The sequence below is a fragment of the Streptomyces sp. MUSC 14 genome (assembly GCF_001866675.1).
In the GTDB taxonomy this organism is placed as follows: Bacteria; Actinomycetota; Actinomycetes; order Streptomycetales; family Streptomycetaceae; genus Streptomyces.
Window position 1 is genome coordinate 197729 of sequence record NZ_MLYN01000017.1, and the last position, 14937, is coordinate 212665.

Sequence of the window (14937 nt, forward strand, 5' to 3'; positions counted from 1 at the left end):
CGTTTGTCCGCACCAACGATACGCGTACCGCAATCCGCCTTCCGCACCCATGACCTGCCCTTGACCTGCACACTACGGAACGGAGACCAGACCGGCATCAGTACACGTCCCGCACATACCGCTTGTCGGCGCCGAGTTGCTTCACATAGGTGGCGGCCTCGGCCTCGTCCAGGCCGCCGTGCGCGACGGCGATCTCACGCAGGGCCCGGTCGACGTCCTTGGCCATGCGGGAGGCGTCGCCGCATACGTAGAAGTGGGCGCCGTCCTGGAGCCAGGACCACAGGAGAGGGCCGTGTTCGCGCATCCGGTCCTGGACGTAGACCTTGGCGCGCTGGTCCCGGGAGAAGGCGGTGTCGAGGCGGGTGAGCGTGCCCCCGGCGAGGAACGCGGTCAGCTCCTGCTCGTAGTAGAAGTCCGTCGCCCGGTGCTGTTCGCCGAAGAACAGCCAGTTCGGGGCGCGGTGGCCGCGGGCCCGCCGCTCCTCCAGGAAGCCGATGAAGGGCGCGACGCCCGTGCCGGGGCCCACCATCACGGCCGGGGTGGCGGGGTCGGCGGGCGGGCGGAAGTGCGGTGCCCGGTGGACCCGGACCGGCACCGGGGTGCCGGGCTCCGCGTCCGCGAGGAACGGCGAGCACACGCCCTGGCGGGGCCGCCCGTCCGGGTTCTCGTACCGGACCACGGAGACCGTCAGGGACACCAGGTGGGCGTCGGTCAGGGGGCTGGACGATATGGAGTACAGCCGGGGCTGCAGCCGCCCCAGCACGTCGGCCCAGTCCTGCGCCGCGGCCCGGACGCCGAACCCGGCGACGACGTCGACGGCCTGGCGCCCCCACGACCACTGCGCCAACTCGCCCTTGTTGTCGGGCCGGAGCAGCTTGCGCAGCTCGCGCGGGTCACGGGTGCGGTCGGCGGCGAAGCGCAGCAGGTCGGGGGTGACCCGGGAGATGTCCAGGTGCCGGAGCAGCGCTTCGGCGAACGACACCTCTCCGGCATGCCTGACCTGTACGGCCGTGTCCGCGTCGACGCCGGTGACAGCGAGCCATTCGGCCACCAGCTCCGGCCGGTTGACCGGTTGTACGGACAGGGCGTCCCCGGCCTCGTAGCCGAGGGGGGCGTCGCTGTCGCGGGTGTCGAAGGTGAAGCGCCGGACCTCCTTGCCGGCGCCGGGCAGGCTGAGCAGGCGGTTGCCGATGAGGCGGGCGGTGACCGGGGTGGGGCGGGCCGGCCGGGGTGCGGCCTGCGGGGTGGCAGGGGCCGCGGGCTCGGCGGGCGGCGGCTGCTCGGCGGTGCCCAGCGTGGCGAGTATCCGGTCGAGCCAGTCTCCGGCCTCGCTCTCGTAGTCCGGTTCACAGTCGGTGCGCGGGGCCAGCCGTGTCGCGTCCAGCTCCGCCATGCGCCGGTCGAGACGCCGGCCGTGGCCGCAGAAGTCGTCATAGGAGGAGTCGCCGAAGGCCAGGACGGCGTACCGCCTGCCGTCGAGGCGTGGTGCGTCGGGCGCGGCGAGGGCGTCCCAGAAGCCGGCGCCGTTGTCGGGGGCGTCGCCGTCGCCGAAGGTGCTCGTGATGAGCAGCAGGTCGGCGTCGGAGGGCAGCGTGGCGGGATCCGCCTCCGCCATGGGCAGCAGGGCGGCGCGGTGGCCGTCCGCGGTGACCCGCTCCGCTGCCGCGGACGCGAACTCCTCAGCGTTCCCGGTCTGCGAAGCCCAGAGGATCACCACCTGGCGGCGGGAAGCGTGCGGCTCCGTCGCGGCCGGGGGTGTCGCGTCGCTCGTCCTGGAGTACATGCCGGCCAGGACGCCGTTGACCCACAGGGCGTGCTCCGGGCTGAACGGGGCGTCCGGCGGCAGGACCGGGACGCCGGGGGCGCCGGACGGGATGCCCGCCAAGAAGCCGGTCAGATAACGGCGTTCGTGCGCGGCGAGGACCGGCGGAGGCGGGGCGGGCTCCAGCCCGAACGGGCCGGGAACGGACACCGTGGACGGTGCGGCGGGGGGCAGAGAGACCGGGGCCGGGGCCGCGGCCTGTGCGCCCGCCGGCACCGGGGGCCGCACCGTCACCGCGGTGGCGACCTTGGTCAGCGACACGGCGCACATCTTGAACTCGGGCTGGAACGACAGCGGGTCGACGGCGTCGTTGGTCACCGCGTTGACGCTCAGGTACTCCCCGAACAGGTCGTTCCAGTGGAACGGCGCGAAGCAGCAGCCGGGCCGCACCCGGTCGGTGACGACGGCGGGCAGCACCGCCCGCCCACGTCGCGAGGCGACCTCCACCGAGTCCCCGTCGGCGAGGCCCAGGCGGTCCGCGTCCTCGGGGTGCACCTCCACGAACGGGCCGGGGTCGAGCTTGTTGAGCTTGGCCACCTTCGCCGTCTTGGTCAGGGTGTGCCACTGGTGCTGGAGCCGGCCGGTGTTGAGCACGAACGGGTAGTCGTCGTCGGGCATTTCGGCCGCCGGGACGTGCGGGCGGGCGTGGAAGACCGCGCGGCCGCTCGCCGTCGGGAAGGTGAGCGTGCCGTCCTCGCCGACGTAGCGGACCGGGTTGCGGTCGGGCCCCTGCTCCGTGGCCGCCGGCCACTGCACGGGCGTGGTCCGCAGCCGCTCGTAGCTCACCCCGCGCAGGTCCCAGCCGGTCACCGGGTTCCAGGCGCGCTTGATCTCCTCGAAGATCTCCTCCGCGCTGTCGTACGCGAAGCCCTTCTCGTACCCCATCTCGCGGGCCACGGCGGCGATGATCCGCCAGTCCGCGGTCGCCTCGCCGGGCGGGTCGGCGGCGGGTCGGGCGAGGGTCAGGTTGCGCTCGCTGTTGACCAGGACGCCCTCGGTCTCGGTCCACAGCGCGCCGGGCAGGACGACGTCGGCGTAGGCGTTCGTCTCCGTCTCGGCGAACACGTCCTGGGTGACGACGAATTCGGCGGCTTCCAGGCCCTCGATGACCGTCTTGCGGTTGGCGACGGAGGCGACCGGGTTGGTGCAGATGATCCAGCAGGCCCTGATGTCCCCGTCGGCCATCTTGCGGAACATCTCGACCGTGCCCTTGCCGACCCCGTCGGCGCGCAGGGCACCCGGCTCCAGTTGCCACAGCTCCTCGACGAAGGCCCGGTCGGCGTCGGCGAGCACGGAGCGCTGGCCGGGCAGTCCCGGCCCCATGTAGCCCATCTCGCGGCCGCCCATGGCGTTGGGCTGGCCGGTCAGCGAGAAGGGGCCGGAGCCGGGGCGGCATATCGCGCCGGTGGCGAGGTGCAGGTTGACCAGGGCGTTGGTGTTCCAGGTGCCGTGCGTGGACTGGTTCAGGCCCATCGTCCAGCAGCTCGTCCACTCCCCCGCCTCGCCGATCAGCCGGGCCGCCTCGCGGATGTGCTCCTCCGGGACGCCGGTGATCTCCGCGACGGCGGCGGGCGGGTAGTCGGCCAGGAGGCCGGGCATCGCCTCCCAGCCCTCGGTGTGCGCGGCGATGAAGCCGGGGTCGGTGTGGCCGTTCTCGTGCAGCAGGTGCAGCAGTCCGTTGAGCAGCGCGAGGTCGGTGCCGGGTCTGATCTGGAGGAACAGGTCGGCCTTGGCGGCGGTGGCGGTGCGTCGCGGGTCGACGACGATCAGCCTGGCGCCCGCCGACTTCACGCGGTCCATCATCCGCAGGAAGAGGATGGGGTGGCAGTCGGCCATGTTGGACCCGATGACGAGGAAGACGTCGGCCCGGTCGAGGTCCTGGTAGGAGCCGGGCGGTCCGTCCGCGCCCAGCGACAGTTTGTAACCGGTGCCGGCACCGGCCATGCACAGCCGGGAGTTCGACTCGATCTGGTTGGTGCGGATGAAGCCCTTGGCCAGCTTGTTCGCCAGGTACTGCGCCTCCAGGCTCATCTGGCCGGAGACGTAGAGCGCGACCGCGTCGGGGCCGTGCTCGTCGATGATCGCACGCAGTCGGCGGGCGGTCTCGGTGACGGCTGCCGCGAGGGACGCCGGCCGGGGCTCCGCGCCCCGGTCCGGCCGGACCAGGGCGCCGGTCAGCCGGCCGGGGGCGGCGAGCATGTCGGCGGTGGTCGCGCCCTTGGTGCACAGGCGTCCGAAGTTCGCGGGGTGTTCCTTGTCCCCGCTCGCCTTCAGGACCGTACGCCGTCCGTCCGGTCCTGTGCCGACGTCGAGGACCATGCCGCAGCCCACTCCGCAGTACGAGCAGACCGTCCGCACCTTCGTCGTGCCCTCGCTCCGCGAGCCCGGCGCGGCCACGGGCGCCTCCCTGTCCAGTGCTCGACCTGATCTCACCCTTCGTGACGGTACGAACGGCTCATTACGCCGGTGTCTCCGCACCTGATCATCAGCGGTTACGCCTGCCGCACAGCTGCCGGCGGGCGCGTGTGAGCCCGCCGCGAGGTCCCTGGAACCGTGGCGGAGGAAGGGGCCGGGCAAAGGGGGCGGCCCCGGTCGGCGCGAACGCCGTCCGGGGCCGCCGGGTGCGGAAGGGGTCAGTGGCGCTTGCCGTGGCCGCCCCAGGACACGGCGTCGAGCACGCGACCGCGGTCGTCGCGCAGCGTCGCGGCGTCGGAGTTGTTGTCCCACACCCGGATGCGGCGGTCCTGGTAGAGGTCGGTCTTGGTGTTCCGGCCGACTCCGGTGTGGACGCGCACGGTGGCCCGGCCGGCGAGCCGGACGTGGTGGAAGGTGTACGTGTGACCGTTCCGGTCGGACAGCGTCCAGCGGTCCAGGTTCACCGCCCGGCGCGAACTGTTGGTGACCGCCACCCACTGGTTGTTCAGCGTGCGGTTGGAGTGGTCGGCCCGGCTCTGACCGTCGTGCCGAACGCCGCTGATGTAGACCACCGAGTGCGTACGGCCCAGGTGGTGGCCGTCGGCCACGGCAGGCAGGGCCGCTGCGCCCACCAGGGCGGCGGCCACGGAAGCGGCGGCCGTCACACGACGGACGGAAGAAGAAACGGACACAGGGTCCCCCTTCGCGAGAGCGCGTTGGCGCGGGTCGGCGGCCGGTCGGCCGCGTACGCACACCCTCCAGCCTGTGGCGACCTTTGTGAGGGAAACGCGCAGAGCATTACGTTTCCCGCAGCAATCCATAACTCTCGGATGCAATGACCATTTACGTCCTGAATGCCGAAATTCAGTGGCATATCGGGCCTGTCCGCGCATGCCCGACCGGGCGGTCACCCGAAAGTGAGTAACAGGCACGTACTCCGTCCGGATCAACCGCCCGGGTGACGGGCGCGAGGGGGCTCAGCGCACCGGGAGGACCCGGGTGTGCTCGGCGCGTACGGCGTCCAGGCTCCGCGGGTCGAGGCCGAGCAGCCGCAGGATCGTCGGGGCGATCTGCGTGGTGTGCACCGGGCTGTCGACGCGGACGCCGTGCGGGGTGGCGGCGCCGGTGACGACGAGCGGGACGTCGAGGTCGTCGGCGTGGGCGCCGCCGTGCTCGGCGATCTTGCCCTTGCCGCCGGTGTAGACGACGCCGTACTGGGTGACGCCGACCAGGTCGGGCACGCGGGAGTCGCCCGGGCGGGCGTGGAAGTAGCCGGCCGCGGCCGCGCCCGCGTACAGGCTCTTCAGCCCGCTCGCCGTGAAGGACCGCGCCCTGCCGTCGATGCCGTTGCCGGTTCCGGACCGGGAGAGGAGGTAGGCCTTGGCGAAGGCGGTGGCGGTCTTGGACCGGTCGGTGAGCCAGATCAGCATGGCGTCGTCGTCCACCGCGTGGGCGACGAGGTCACCGGCGCCCGGGTGAGCGGCCTTCCAGGCGGCGTTCAGGCCGTCGAGGAGGGGGCCGTCGTCGATGCGGGTCAGCGCCTTGGGGTCGGTGGGCGACTGGCCGTGCTTGGACGACAGGATGACCGTGGTGCTGTCGGCGAGGTGCTGCCTGCGCAGCTCGGCGAGGAAGGCGCCGACCTGCCGGTCCACGAAGTCGAGGTTCTTCGCCAGCAGCGGGCCGGGCACGCCCTTGGCCAGGTAGCCGCCGGTGAGGCCGTCGGACGTGGGCAGCTTCTGGGCGGTGGAGACGGACTGGAAGTTCATGCCGAAGACCGCCGGCGTGCCCACCTTGTGGGTACGGCCGTGGTCGTAGCCGTCGATCTCGTTGAGGACGGCGCTCACCTTGTAGCCGTCGTACTGCCGGGTCGCGGCGCTGTCCTTCGTCCAGTCGTCGCCCGCCGCGTAGCCGATCGCGTTGCTGTTGATCTCGGGCGCGAAGAGGTCCTGGATACCCTTGCCGGAGGGGCCGTTGAGGATGTCGTAGGCGGCGTGCTTGTCGGACCAGGCGGTGCGCAGTCCCGCGCTGCGGGCCACCTCGAAGACGGTGTTCACGCGCAGGTAGGAGTGCGGGTAGACCGGTCTGCACGTCTTCGGGTCGACGGGCAGCTTCGAGGGGTCGAGGAGGCGGTTGGGGTCGCCGGTCATCCGGAGGATGCTGCCGGGCAGGCCCTTCAGGCCCTGACCGGCGTCGAGGGCGTTCTTGTCCTTGTCGAGGTCCTCGGTGAGGTCGACCTCGGTACCGGGCTTGGCGCCGGTGCACGTGGTGGTGCCGGCCGGCAGGAGGGCGGAGCTGTAGGTGTCGTCGTAGTAGACGCCTGTGACGCCCGGGTCACCGCCGGTGAGCTGGCCGACCATGCCGGGGAAGGAGTCGGACGGGTTCGTGGTCGCCGCGTGGGTGTACTCCACGCCGCCGCCCGCCAGTTGAGCGAGCGCGGAGTGCGGGTGGCGGGCCGTGTACCAGGCGAGGTCGGACTGGTGCAGTCCGTCGACGGACAGCAGCAGAACGTGCCGGGCGGCCGGGTGCCGCTGCGCGGGCGCGTGCGCGGAGGCGGGCGCGGCCGCCGCGGTGAGCGCGCCGACGGCGGCCAGCGCTGCGGCCGCCGCCGTGACGGTGCGTGCGGGGTGGGACGGGCGTCGGGACAAGGGTTCTCCTCGGACAGTGCTGAGCGAGCGAGATCATGCGGACCGTGCACGGACATCCGAGAGGAGGAACGTGTACGGCAGCGGACCGGCATGTCCCGTTCAGCCCAAGAAACCCATCAGCGCACGCAAAGTCGTCCCACAGGTGCGGTCAGCGCCGCGCGCGTGCGGTGGTGACCGCGCTGTTGACGGTGCCGAAGTCCACGGCGCCCTCCATCGCCGCGTAGGTGCCCGAGTCCAGCAGTTCGGCAGCCGCGCGCCGCATCGCCCCGTACGCGGTCTGGGCGAGTGCGGTGCCCACGCTGACACGGCGGACCCCGACCGCTTCGAGAGCGGTCACGGCGGGTGCGCCCGGCCCGGCCATCACGTTGACCGGCAGCGGGGCGCGGCGGACCAGTTCGGCCACCGTGTCCAGGTCCACGAGACCGGGGACGAACAGGCTGTCGGCGCCCGCCTCGGCGTAGGCCTTGGCCCGGGAGAGCACGTGCTCCACACGGCCCTCGGGGTCGCCGATGCCGAACAGGAACACGTCCGTGCGCGCGTTGAGCCACAGTCCGGGCAGCCCGGCCTCCTCGGCGGCGGTGCGGGCCGCGCGCAGGCGTGCGGCCTGCGCGGGCATGTCGTGCAGCGGGCCGCCCGGCGCCAGTGAGTCCTCCAGATTGACGCCGACCGCGCCGGCCTCGACCACGGCCCGGACGGTGGCCTCGACGTCCTCGGCGTCAGGGCCGTAACCGCCCTCGATGTCGGCGCTCACGGGCACGTCGACCACCTCGGCGATCCGCCGTACGGCCGCTGCCATCTGATCCCGGGTCAGGCCGTGCCCGTCGGGCCGTCCCGCCGACCATGCCACTCCCCCGCTGGTCGTCGCGATCGCCCGGGCACCCGCCTGCGCGATGAGCGCGGCGCTCGCGGCGTCCCAGGCGTTGGGCAGCACCAGCGCGCGGCCGTCCGAGGACGCGTGCAACGCGCGCAGGGTGGCGGCCAGTTCTCGCTGAGCGAGCTGAGCGGTGTCGCGGTGAGTCGTCATGTCCCCGTTGTACGTGACCGGCGGCGGTGATGCTGGCCGGTTTGCGACAGGACCGCGAGCGGACCGGGGCCGCGTGCTGCTCCGTGCTGCGGAGCCCGCCTCACCCGCCCGGTCGGGTCGGCGGTCCCACCAGGCCGCTCTGGTAGGCGATGACGACGGGTTGGGCACGGTCGCCGGCGTCGAGCCTGGTCATGGCCCGCTGGATGCGGCCGCGTACGGTCAGTGGGCTCAGGACGAGTCGTTCGGCGATGTCGGCGTTGGACGTGCCGTGCGTGGCGGCGAGGGCGGTGACCTCGCGTTCGCGGTCGGTGAGGGTCTGCACGGCCTCGGGGAGGTGACGGAAGCCGTCGGTGTCCGGGGCGGCCAGGAAGCGGGTGATCTGGGCCCGGGTGGCGAGGGGTGGCAGGAGGGCGTCGCCGGCCGCGACGGTGCGGATCCCGGACAGCGGGTCGCCGGGGCTGACGCCCTTGCCGAAGAAGCCGCCGCCCCGCCCGCGTCAACCCGGCGACACGACTCCGTGGGTCGCGCGGATCTCACCGGTGATCGCGGTGACGGCGGCCATGGGGTCGGTGGCGCCCCTGGCGTCGACCACGATCGTCAGGGGCCCGTTGAAGCCCGCGCCGAAGCCGTGCGCGAGGGCGTCGTGGGCGCGCCGCTCCGTCGCGGAGACGGTTTGGACTCGTCGCCCGGCATGCCCGTCCCCACCCGGGTGGCGGGCAGCGCCAGGGCGCCCGGTCCCGCGATGCACGCCAGCAGGACGGCCACCGGGCGGCGCAGGACGAAGCGCGCCCAGCGGGCACCCGCGGTGCCGGTGGACCGGGCGGCACGGCCACGCTTGCCCACGGACCGGGACACGACGGCGTTCGGCCACATGCCGAGCGGGGTCGGGGCGAGGGTGAGGGCGACCAGGACGGCGACGGCCACGGCGCCAGCCGCGCACAGGCCCGTCTTGGTCAGCATCGGCACGTCGGCCACGGCCAGGCCGGCCAGCGCGATGACCACGGTGAGCCCCGCGAAGACCACGGCCGAGCCCGCCGTACCCACGGCGAGACCGGCGGCGTCGGCCGGCGCGTGCCCCGGCGTCCCGTTCCTCGCGGTAGCGCGAGACGACGAAGAGGGCCGAGGGCCAGGGTCGCGGCCATGCTGACCCCGGCCCCGACGACCGCCGCGAGCAGGGGAAGTCCGGCGGCCGCGGGGGAGCCGAAGGTGATCAGCAGGACGATCGCGGCGGGGCCGATGCCGATGACCTCCGACGAGCCGCCCGCCGCGGTCTTCGAGGCGAGCGCGGTGCCGCCGGTCTCGACCGTGAGGCCGCAGTCGCGGGCCCGGGCGATGGCCTGCTCCAGCGCGGCCTCGTCGGAGGCGGTGAGCGCGTCGGCCTTCACCGTGAAGTTCACGGTGGCGTAGGCGGTGGCGCCGTCCTTGCTCACCGCGCCCGCGGTGAACGGCTTCACGGCACCCGAGACCTTCGGCTCGCCGACGGCCTCCGACACCGGGGTGTCGACGGCGGCGCGATGGCCGGACGAGGTCACCTTCTCCCCGTGCGGTGCGACGAACACGATCCGCTCGGCGGCGCCGTCGGCGGCCGAGCCCGGGAATCGCTGCCCGATGAGATCGAAGGCCCGCCGCGCCTCGATGCCGGGCATGAAGGACGTGCCGCCGTCTGAGGCGGCCGGAGCCCTGACGGCGCCGACTGCCACGGCACGGAGCAGCACGGCCCACACCAACGCCACCGGCCGGCGCCACCGGAAGGGGGACCTGACCAGCCTGGCGGGCGGAGGGGTGCCCGGACATCGTGCCGGTGCCGGCAATACGGCCTGGTGACAGGGCACGAGCCGAAGCGCTCCGCTCCGCCTCGGGGAGGAGCACGGCGTACTGCGCGGGGAGGACACGGCGGATCGAGCGACACACCTCAACTCCATTCCCTCACCCCTTACTTCACCTCTTGACGCAAGAGGTCCAGACCTTTAGGTTCGCGGCGCGACCACGCCCCGTCCGAGGCTCACGCATGAGGAGTTGAGGTGCGAACCCCCTTTTCCCCCACACGAGTTCCCGCCGGTCCGGCATCCGGCGGCCGACGCCGGCCGCGGCTGCGCCGGTCGGTCCCGGCCGTCGTACTCGCCGCGCTGGCTCTCGTACTGACACTCCCCGCGCAGGCCGACGCCGACGTCCTGACGCTGCTGCCGCAGAACGCCGACGGCCTGGAACAGACCTTCTCCCCCGCCTACGACTACGACTACGACGGCTGCTACGCCACGGCCGCCATCGGCGCCGACGGCCGGATCAACCCCGGTCTGAAGCTCGGCGGCGACGTCAACGGCCACTGCCACGACTACGCGCAGCTCGCCAACGCCAACACCTATTCACGCGAGAAGTGCAACAACGGCTGGTGTGCGGTCGTGTACGCCAGCTACTTCGAGAAGGACCAGGCGACCCTGGGTCCGGCGGCCATCGGGCACACCCACGACTGGGAGCACGTGGTGGTGTGGATCAACGACAACGAGGTCCAGTACGTGTCGGTGTCCCAGCACACCGGCTACCAGGTGGCCGCCCGCTCCTCGGTCCGCTTCGACGGCACCCATCCGAAGATCGTCTACCACAAGGACGGCATCTCGACCCACGACTTCCGCTTCGCCAACGCCAATGACGAGCCCCCGGAGAACGTGACCGGCGGCTGGTTCTACCCGCGGCTGGTGGGCTGGAACGGCTACCCGCCCGGGTTCCGCGACAAGCTCATGAGCGCCGACTTCGGCGCGGCGACCATCAAGATCAAGGACGGCGACTTCGCGTACGCCCTGGTGCACTCCATGCCGTCGGGCATCCCCTTCGACCCGAACGCCTGACACCTGTGACCTGACACCTGACACCACGCCGGCAGGGGCGCACCGGCTCGTCTCACGTCATGGCATCGCGCACTTCTCCCGTACCGTCGGCTCCGGTACGGGAGAATGCCGCCATGATCGAGGGCATCCACACCGAGAACGCTCCGTTCGTACGCTTCCCCGACGGCACCGAGCCGCCGCTGTCCCAGGGGATCAGGGTCGGTGACCTGGTGTTCACTTCCGGACAGGGGCCGCTCGACCCGGCCACGCACGAGATACCGGACGACTTCGGCGACCAGGTCCGCCAGGTGCTGCGCAACCTCGTCGCGGTCGTCGTGGCGGCGGGCAGCCGCAAGAACCTGATCGTCAAGTGCACCTGCTACCTGAGCGACCGACGCGATTTCGCCCGATTCAACGTCGTGTACCGGGAGTTCTTCGCGGACTGCCCGCTGCTCCCCGCCAGGACGACGGTCGTCGCCCACCTCGTCCGCGACGGGGTGCGCGTCGAGATCGACGGCGTCGCCGCCCTCGCCCCCGTGACCGGGAAACCGGAGTTCGCGGCGCCGTGAAGGCGGTCGAACACCACTTTGTCGCGGTCCCTGGCTCCCCTACTCTGGCCCGGTGACAACCCAGGTGATCGTGCTCAACGGTGGCTCCAGCTCCGGCAAGTCCGGGATCGTGCGATGTCTCCAGGCCATCCTGCCGGATCCGTGGCTGGCCCTCGGCACGGACACACTGGTCGACGCGATGCCGGCGGCCATGCGGGCCTCGGACACCGGGATCGGCTTCGCCCAGGACGGAGAGGTCACGGTCGGGCCGGAGTTCCGGCGGCTGGAGGCGGCATGGATCGAGGGGGTCGCCGCGCTGGCCCGCTCGGGCGCGCGGGTCGTCCTCGACGAGGTCTTCCTCGGCGGGGCGGAGTCACAGCAGCGCTGGCAGAAGGCTCTGGCCGACCTGCGCGTGCTGTGGGTCGGGGTTCGCTGTGACGCCGATGTCGCAGCGGGGCGGGAGACCGCCCGGGGTGACCGCGTCACCGGGATGGCCGCCACCCAGGCGGACCTCGTCCACCGGGGCGTGACCTACGACCTGGAGGTGGACACCACCCACACCGAGTCGATGGAGTGCGCACGGACCATCGCGGGACACCTCCGGTGAACCACCGTCGACGCAAGAAGCTCTCCCGGCATCTGCTCACCGCGATCCTGTACGACGACGTCTCCCGCGTGGCAGCGCTCCTGCGCTCCGGGGCGGACCCGGAGCGGGGTGACCGCGACGGCGCCACCCCGCTGTACCGCGCGTCCGTGCACGGACAGGCCGCGATCGCCCGGCTGCTCCTGGCGGCCGGGGCCCGCCCCGACACCGAGAGCGGCGGACTCGGCTCGGAGGGCACCCCGTTGTGCGCGGCCGCGTGCTGGGGGCACACAGAAACGGTGCGTGCGCTGTTGGAGCACGGTGCCGATCCCCTGCTGCGCGAGGACGACGGCACCGGCCGCACCGCCCTGGAGTGGGCGCGCGACTGCGGCCATTCCGAGACCGCGGCCGTGCTGAGCGCCGCGGAGGCCACCGCTTCGGGCGTCTGACACGGCGGCAGGACGACTACGGCTGCGCCCGCATCCCGGGAAACAGCGCGCGGTCCCGTTGCGGGTCCGGAGCGATGAACACCGCGTCGGCCACGACCAGTCGGGCATCGGGGTCCGCCTCGGTCGTGATCGATCCGGTCACGGACACCTTGCGGCCCGCCGCGCCCGTGACGCGGGCGCGCACGCACAGCGGTCTCTCCAGCGGGACCCTCCGCCACGTGGCGTGCCCCGCCAGGATGGCGGAGTCCACGTCGCAGGGGGTGGCCGTCACCGGGGCGACGATCGCCTCGCCGTCGCCCTGGAGCCTCGGGTCGGGGCCTCGCGCCACTCGACGGTGCGCCGGGCGACGTAGGTCAGTTCACGCATCGGTGCGCTGCCCCTTCGCGAGGGCCACCAGGTCGGCGTGGCGGATGACGGAGCCGCCGGCGCCCCAGGTGCCGTCGGCCTGCTCGTGCACGAGCACCCACACCCGCGGCGCGTCGGACTGCTCCAGCCCGGCGGCGGCCAGCACGGTCTTCGTGACGTCCTCGACCAGACCGGCTTTGCGGCGCTCGGACAGGGCGCCTTCGGGGACGGTCACCTGCACCAGGAGGCGCAGCTCGGCGTCCTCGGCGGTGGTCTGCGCGCCCTCGGGCAGTTCGTCGAGGTAGCTCCAGGCCTGGGCGCGGAAGAACGCGGTGTCGGGGGCGCCCTCCCAGCGCAGCAGCACCGCCGCGAGGTCCCGCTGAACACGGTGCCGGCCTGCTTCGGTCAGGGCACCGGCGGGGGCTGTGAGCCGGATCATCGGCATCTGGGCACTCCTCCTCTATGACAGTCGTTATACAGCGCCGTCACGCTAGACTATGACGGTCGTTATAGCCAGTGGGGCAGAAGGGACCGAGAACGTGAGCAAGCCCACCCCGACGCCGCGCGAGCGGATCGTGGCCGGTGCGGCCGACATGATCAGTCGGCGCGGCCTGAACGCCACGAGCATCCGCGAGACGGCCAAGCACGCCAGGGCGCCGCTGGGTTCGACCTACCACTACTTCCCGGACGGCAAGCAGCAGTTGGCCACCGAGGCCGTCCGCTACACCGGCGAATGGATCGCCCGCACCCTGCGCAAGGAGCTGGAGGCGGGGCCGGTCGCCGGGCTGCGGGCCTTCCTCGGCCTGTGGCGCGGGATCGTGGTGGACAGCGACTTCCGGGCCGGCTGCCCGGTCCTCGCCGTGGCCATCGAGGAACCCCCGAGCGACGAGACACCCGCCGCCCTGGTGGCCGCCGCCGACGTCTTCACCACGTGGGAGGGCCTGCTGGCCGACTCCCTGCGCGCGCACGGCGCCGAGCCCGCACAGGCCGCGCAGCTGGCGACGCTCACCGTCGCGGCCGTGGAGGGCACGGTCGCCATGTGCCGCGCCAAGCGCAGCACCCAGCCCCTGGACCACACGGCGGACCAGCTCCGGGCCCTGATCCTCGCCACGACCACGGACTGACCGCACCCACCGAGCCCGGACCGGTTCCGGGCGGGGGTCAGTCCGCCGACGCCGTCAGGGACTTGACGGCCGGCCGGAGGATGTCGACGACGCGATCGGCCTCGGCGCCCCGCAGCGGGGGCAGGCCGAGAAGCTGATGGCCGATGGTGATGCCGAGCAGGGTGCTGACGAGCAGGGCGGCACGCAGCTCGGGGTCCTCGGCCGCGGGCATGGCCGCCGCGACCGCCTCGATCTGGCGGGTCAGGGCATCCCGGACCTGGTCGGCGGCGGCCGGGTCGGTGAGCATGGAGCGCATCATCGCCAGCACGCCCTCGGGGAGACCGCCGAGCTTGAGGCCGAGGGTGGCCAGCAGCTGATCCGTGAGCGCGTCGGCGTCGGTGGCCGTCGGCAGCACGGGGACGGCCTGCACAGCCTGAGCGAACAGGTCGCGCTTGGCACCGAAGTACTGCATCACCAGGGCCGGATCGACGCCCGCCGCGCTCGCCACGGCGCGGATGGTGGTGCGTTCGTAGCCCTTCTCGGCGAACAGCCGGCGGGCGCTGGCGAGGATACGCGCCTCGGTGGCGCGACGGCGCTCGGCACGCGACCGGTGTGGCATGGACACCTATTCACTCTACAACCGTTGACCAAGGGTCCGGCGCGCTTTTACGCTCAGTGAGTCAACAACCGTTGAGCGAATGGGGCGATCCCCGTGCCGGACCTGACGACACCTGCCGCTCGCACCCCGCGTGAGGTGCTGGCCCGCTACTACCAGGCCATGCGGGACAAGTCTGCCGACGATCTCGCCGATCTGTACGCCGTGGACGCGGTGCACGAGTTCCCGTTCACCTCGCCCGGATTCCCGCCGTGCTTCGAGGGCCGCGAGTCCGTGCGCGCGGGATACCGGGCGGTCTGGGGCGCCAGCCCCGCCCGGGTGACCGAGATCAGCGAGGTCGCGGTCCACGAGACCGCCGATCCGCGGGTGATCGTCGCCGAGCACGTCGTCCACGTCGCCGTGGGAGCCCCGCCGGACCGGCCCACCGCCTTCGCCGTCCCCGGCCTCCTGATCCTGCACGTCCGGGACGGACTGCTGTCCCGCGTCCGCGACTACATGGACAGCCCGGCGGTCGCCGACGTGCGACCCCGGGCCGACCCGGATTCGGCCCCGCGGTGATGCGGCC

The 14937-nt window shown here is 72.7% G+C and carries 12 protein-coding genes and 3 pseudogenes; 6 read left to right on the top strand and 9 right to left on the bottom strand.

What is annotated here, in order from left to right; translation table 11 throughout:
- Positions 1–97 precede the first annotated feature (97 nt).
- The 6 genes and pseudogenes from BIV25_RS10210 to BIV25_RS46700 all read right to left on the bottom strand — a co-directional run.
- Positions 98–4219, bottom strand: a complete 4122-nt coding sequence (locus BIV25_RS10210; RefSeq protein ID WP_071371883.1) for a bifunctional nitrate reductase/sulfite reductase flavoprotein subunit alpha — start codon at positions 4217–4219, stop codon at positions 98–100.
- 236 nt (positions 4220–4455) lie between these two features.
- The gene (locus BIV25_RS10215; protein WP_256255719.1) at positions 4456–4902 is read right to left on the bottom strand and encodes a lamin tail domain-containing protein; all 447 of its coding nucleotides are present in this window, start codon (positions 4900–4902) and stop codon (positions 4456–4458) included.
- 312 nt (positions 4903–5214) lie between these two features.
- A complete protein-coding gene (locus BIV25_RS10220) occupies positions 5215–6882 on the bottom strand; it encodes an alkaline phosphatase family protein (RefSeq protein ID WP_071371885.1) in 1668 nt (555 codons plus the stop codon).
- A gap of 148 nt (positions 6883–7030) precedes the next feature.
- Positions 7031–7906, bottom strand: a complete 876-nt coding sequence (locus tag BIV25_RS10225) for an isocitrate lyase/phosphoenolpyruvate mutase family protein (protein ID WP_071371886.1) — start codon at positions 7904–7906, stop codon at positions 7031–7033.
- A 100-nt stretch (positions 7907–8006) separates the two neighbouring features.
- A pseudogene (locus BIV25_RS54285) lies at positions 8007–8402 on the bottom strand (response regulator transcription factor); the annotation flags it as partial.
- A 9-nt stretch (positions 8403–8411) separates the two neighbouring features.
- Positions 8412–9672, bottom strand: a pseudogene (locus tag BIV25_RS46700) (MMPL family transporter); the annotation flags it as partial.
- Positions 9673–9996: 324 nt separating this feature from the next.
- Here BIV25_RS46700 and BIV25_RS10245 point away from each other — a divergent pair.
- The 4 genes from BIV25_RS10245 to BIV25_RS10260 all read left to right on the top strand — a co-directional run bounded on the left by BIV25_RS10245 (position 9997) and on the right by BIV25_RS10260 (position 12308).
- On the top strand, positions 9997–10749 hold the full coding sequence (locus tag BIV25_RS10245; protein ID WP_071371949.1) for an NPP1 family protein: 753 nt from the start codon (positions 9997–9999) through the stop codon (positions 10747–10749).
- 113 nt (positions 10750–10862) lie between these two features.
- Positions 10863–11297 carry a RidA family protein gene (locus BIV25_RS10250; protein WP_079176543.1) on the top strand — a complete coding sequence of 145 codons (435 nt, stop codon included), beginning with the start codon at positions 10863–10865 and terminating at the stop codon, positions 11295–11297.
- Between the two features lie 52 nt (positions 11298–11349).
- Positions 11350–11883 carry a chloramphenicol phosphotransferase CPT gene (cpt, locus tag BIV25_RS10255; RefSeq protein WP_071371889.1) on the top strand — a complete coding sequence of 178 codons (534 nt, stop codon included), beginning with the start codon at positions 11350–11352 and terminating at the stop codon, positions 11881–11883.
- Positions 11880–12308, top strand: coding sequence for an ankyrin repeat domain-containing protein (locus BIV25_RS10260; RefSeq protein ID WP_071371890.1), 429 nt, complete (start codon positions 11880–11882; stop codon positions 12306–12308). The genes cpt and BIV25_RS10260 overlap by 4 nt, the downstream gene beginning before the upstream one ends.
- Before the next feature lie 223 nt (positions 12309–12531).
- Here the strand turns inward: BIV25_RS10260 and BIV25_RS49170 are convergent.
- Both BIV25_RS49170 and BIV25_RS10270 read right to left on the bottom strand, forming a co-directional pair.
- Positions 12532–12674 (bottom strand): annotated as a pseudogene (locus tag BIV25_RS49170) (dehydrogenase); the annotation flags it as partial.
- Positions 12667–13098 carry a tautomerase family protein gene (locus BIV25_RS10270; RefSeq protein ID WP_071371892.1) on the bottom strand — a complete coding sequence of 144 codons (432 nt, stop codon included), beginning with the start codon at positions 13096–13098 and terminating at the stop codon, positions 12667–12669. The gene BIV25_RS10270 and the pseudogene BIV25_RS49170, both read right to left, overlap by 8 nt.
- A gap of 94 nt (positions 13099–13192) precedes the next feature.
- On the opposite strand from BIV25_RS10270, the gene BIV25_RS10275 reads away from it, so the two are divergent.
- The gene (locus BIV25_RS10275; protein ID WP_256255721.1) at positions 13193–13777 is read left to right on the top strand and encodes a TetR/AcrR family transcriptional regulator; all 585 of its coding nucleotides are present in this window, start codon (positions 13193–13195) and stop codon (positions 13775–13777) included.
- Positions 13778–13814: 37 nt separating this feature from the next.
- Here the strand turns inward: BIV25_RS10275 and BIV25_RS10280 are convergent, their stop codons facing one another.
- Complete coding sequence (locus BIV25_RS10280; RefSeq protein ID WP_256255727.1) at positions 13815–14375, bottom strand: TetR/AcrR family transcriptional regulator; 561 nt, start codon at positions 14373–14375, stop codon at positions 13815–13817.
- A 93-nt stretch (positions 14376–14468) separates the two neighbouring features.
- Here BIV25_RS10280 and BIV25_RS10285 point away from each other — a divergent pair, with 93 nt between their 5' ends.
- Positions 14469–14930, top strand: coding sequence for a nuclear transport factor 2 family protein (locus BIV25_RS10285; RefSeq protein WP_071371894.1), 462 nt, complete (start codon positions 14469–14471; stop codon positions 14928–14930).
- The last annotated feature ends 7 nt before the right edge of the window (positions 14931–14937 follow it).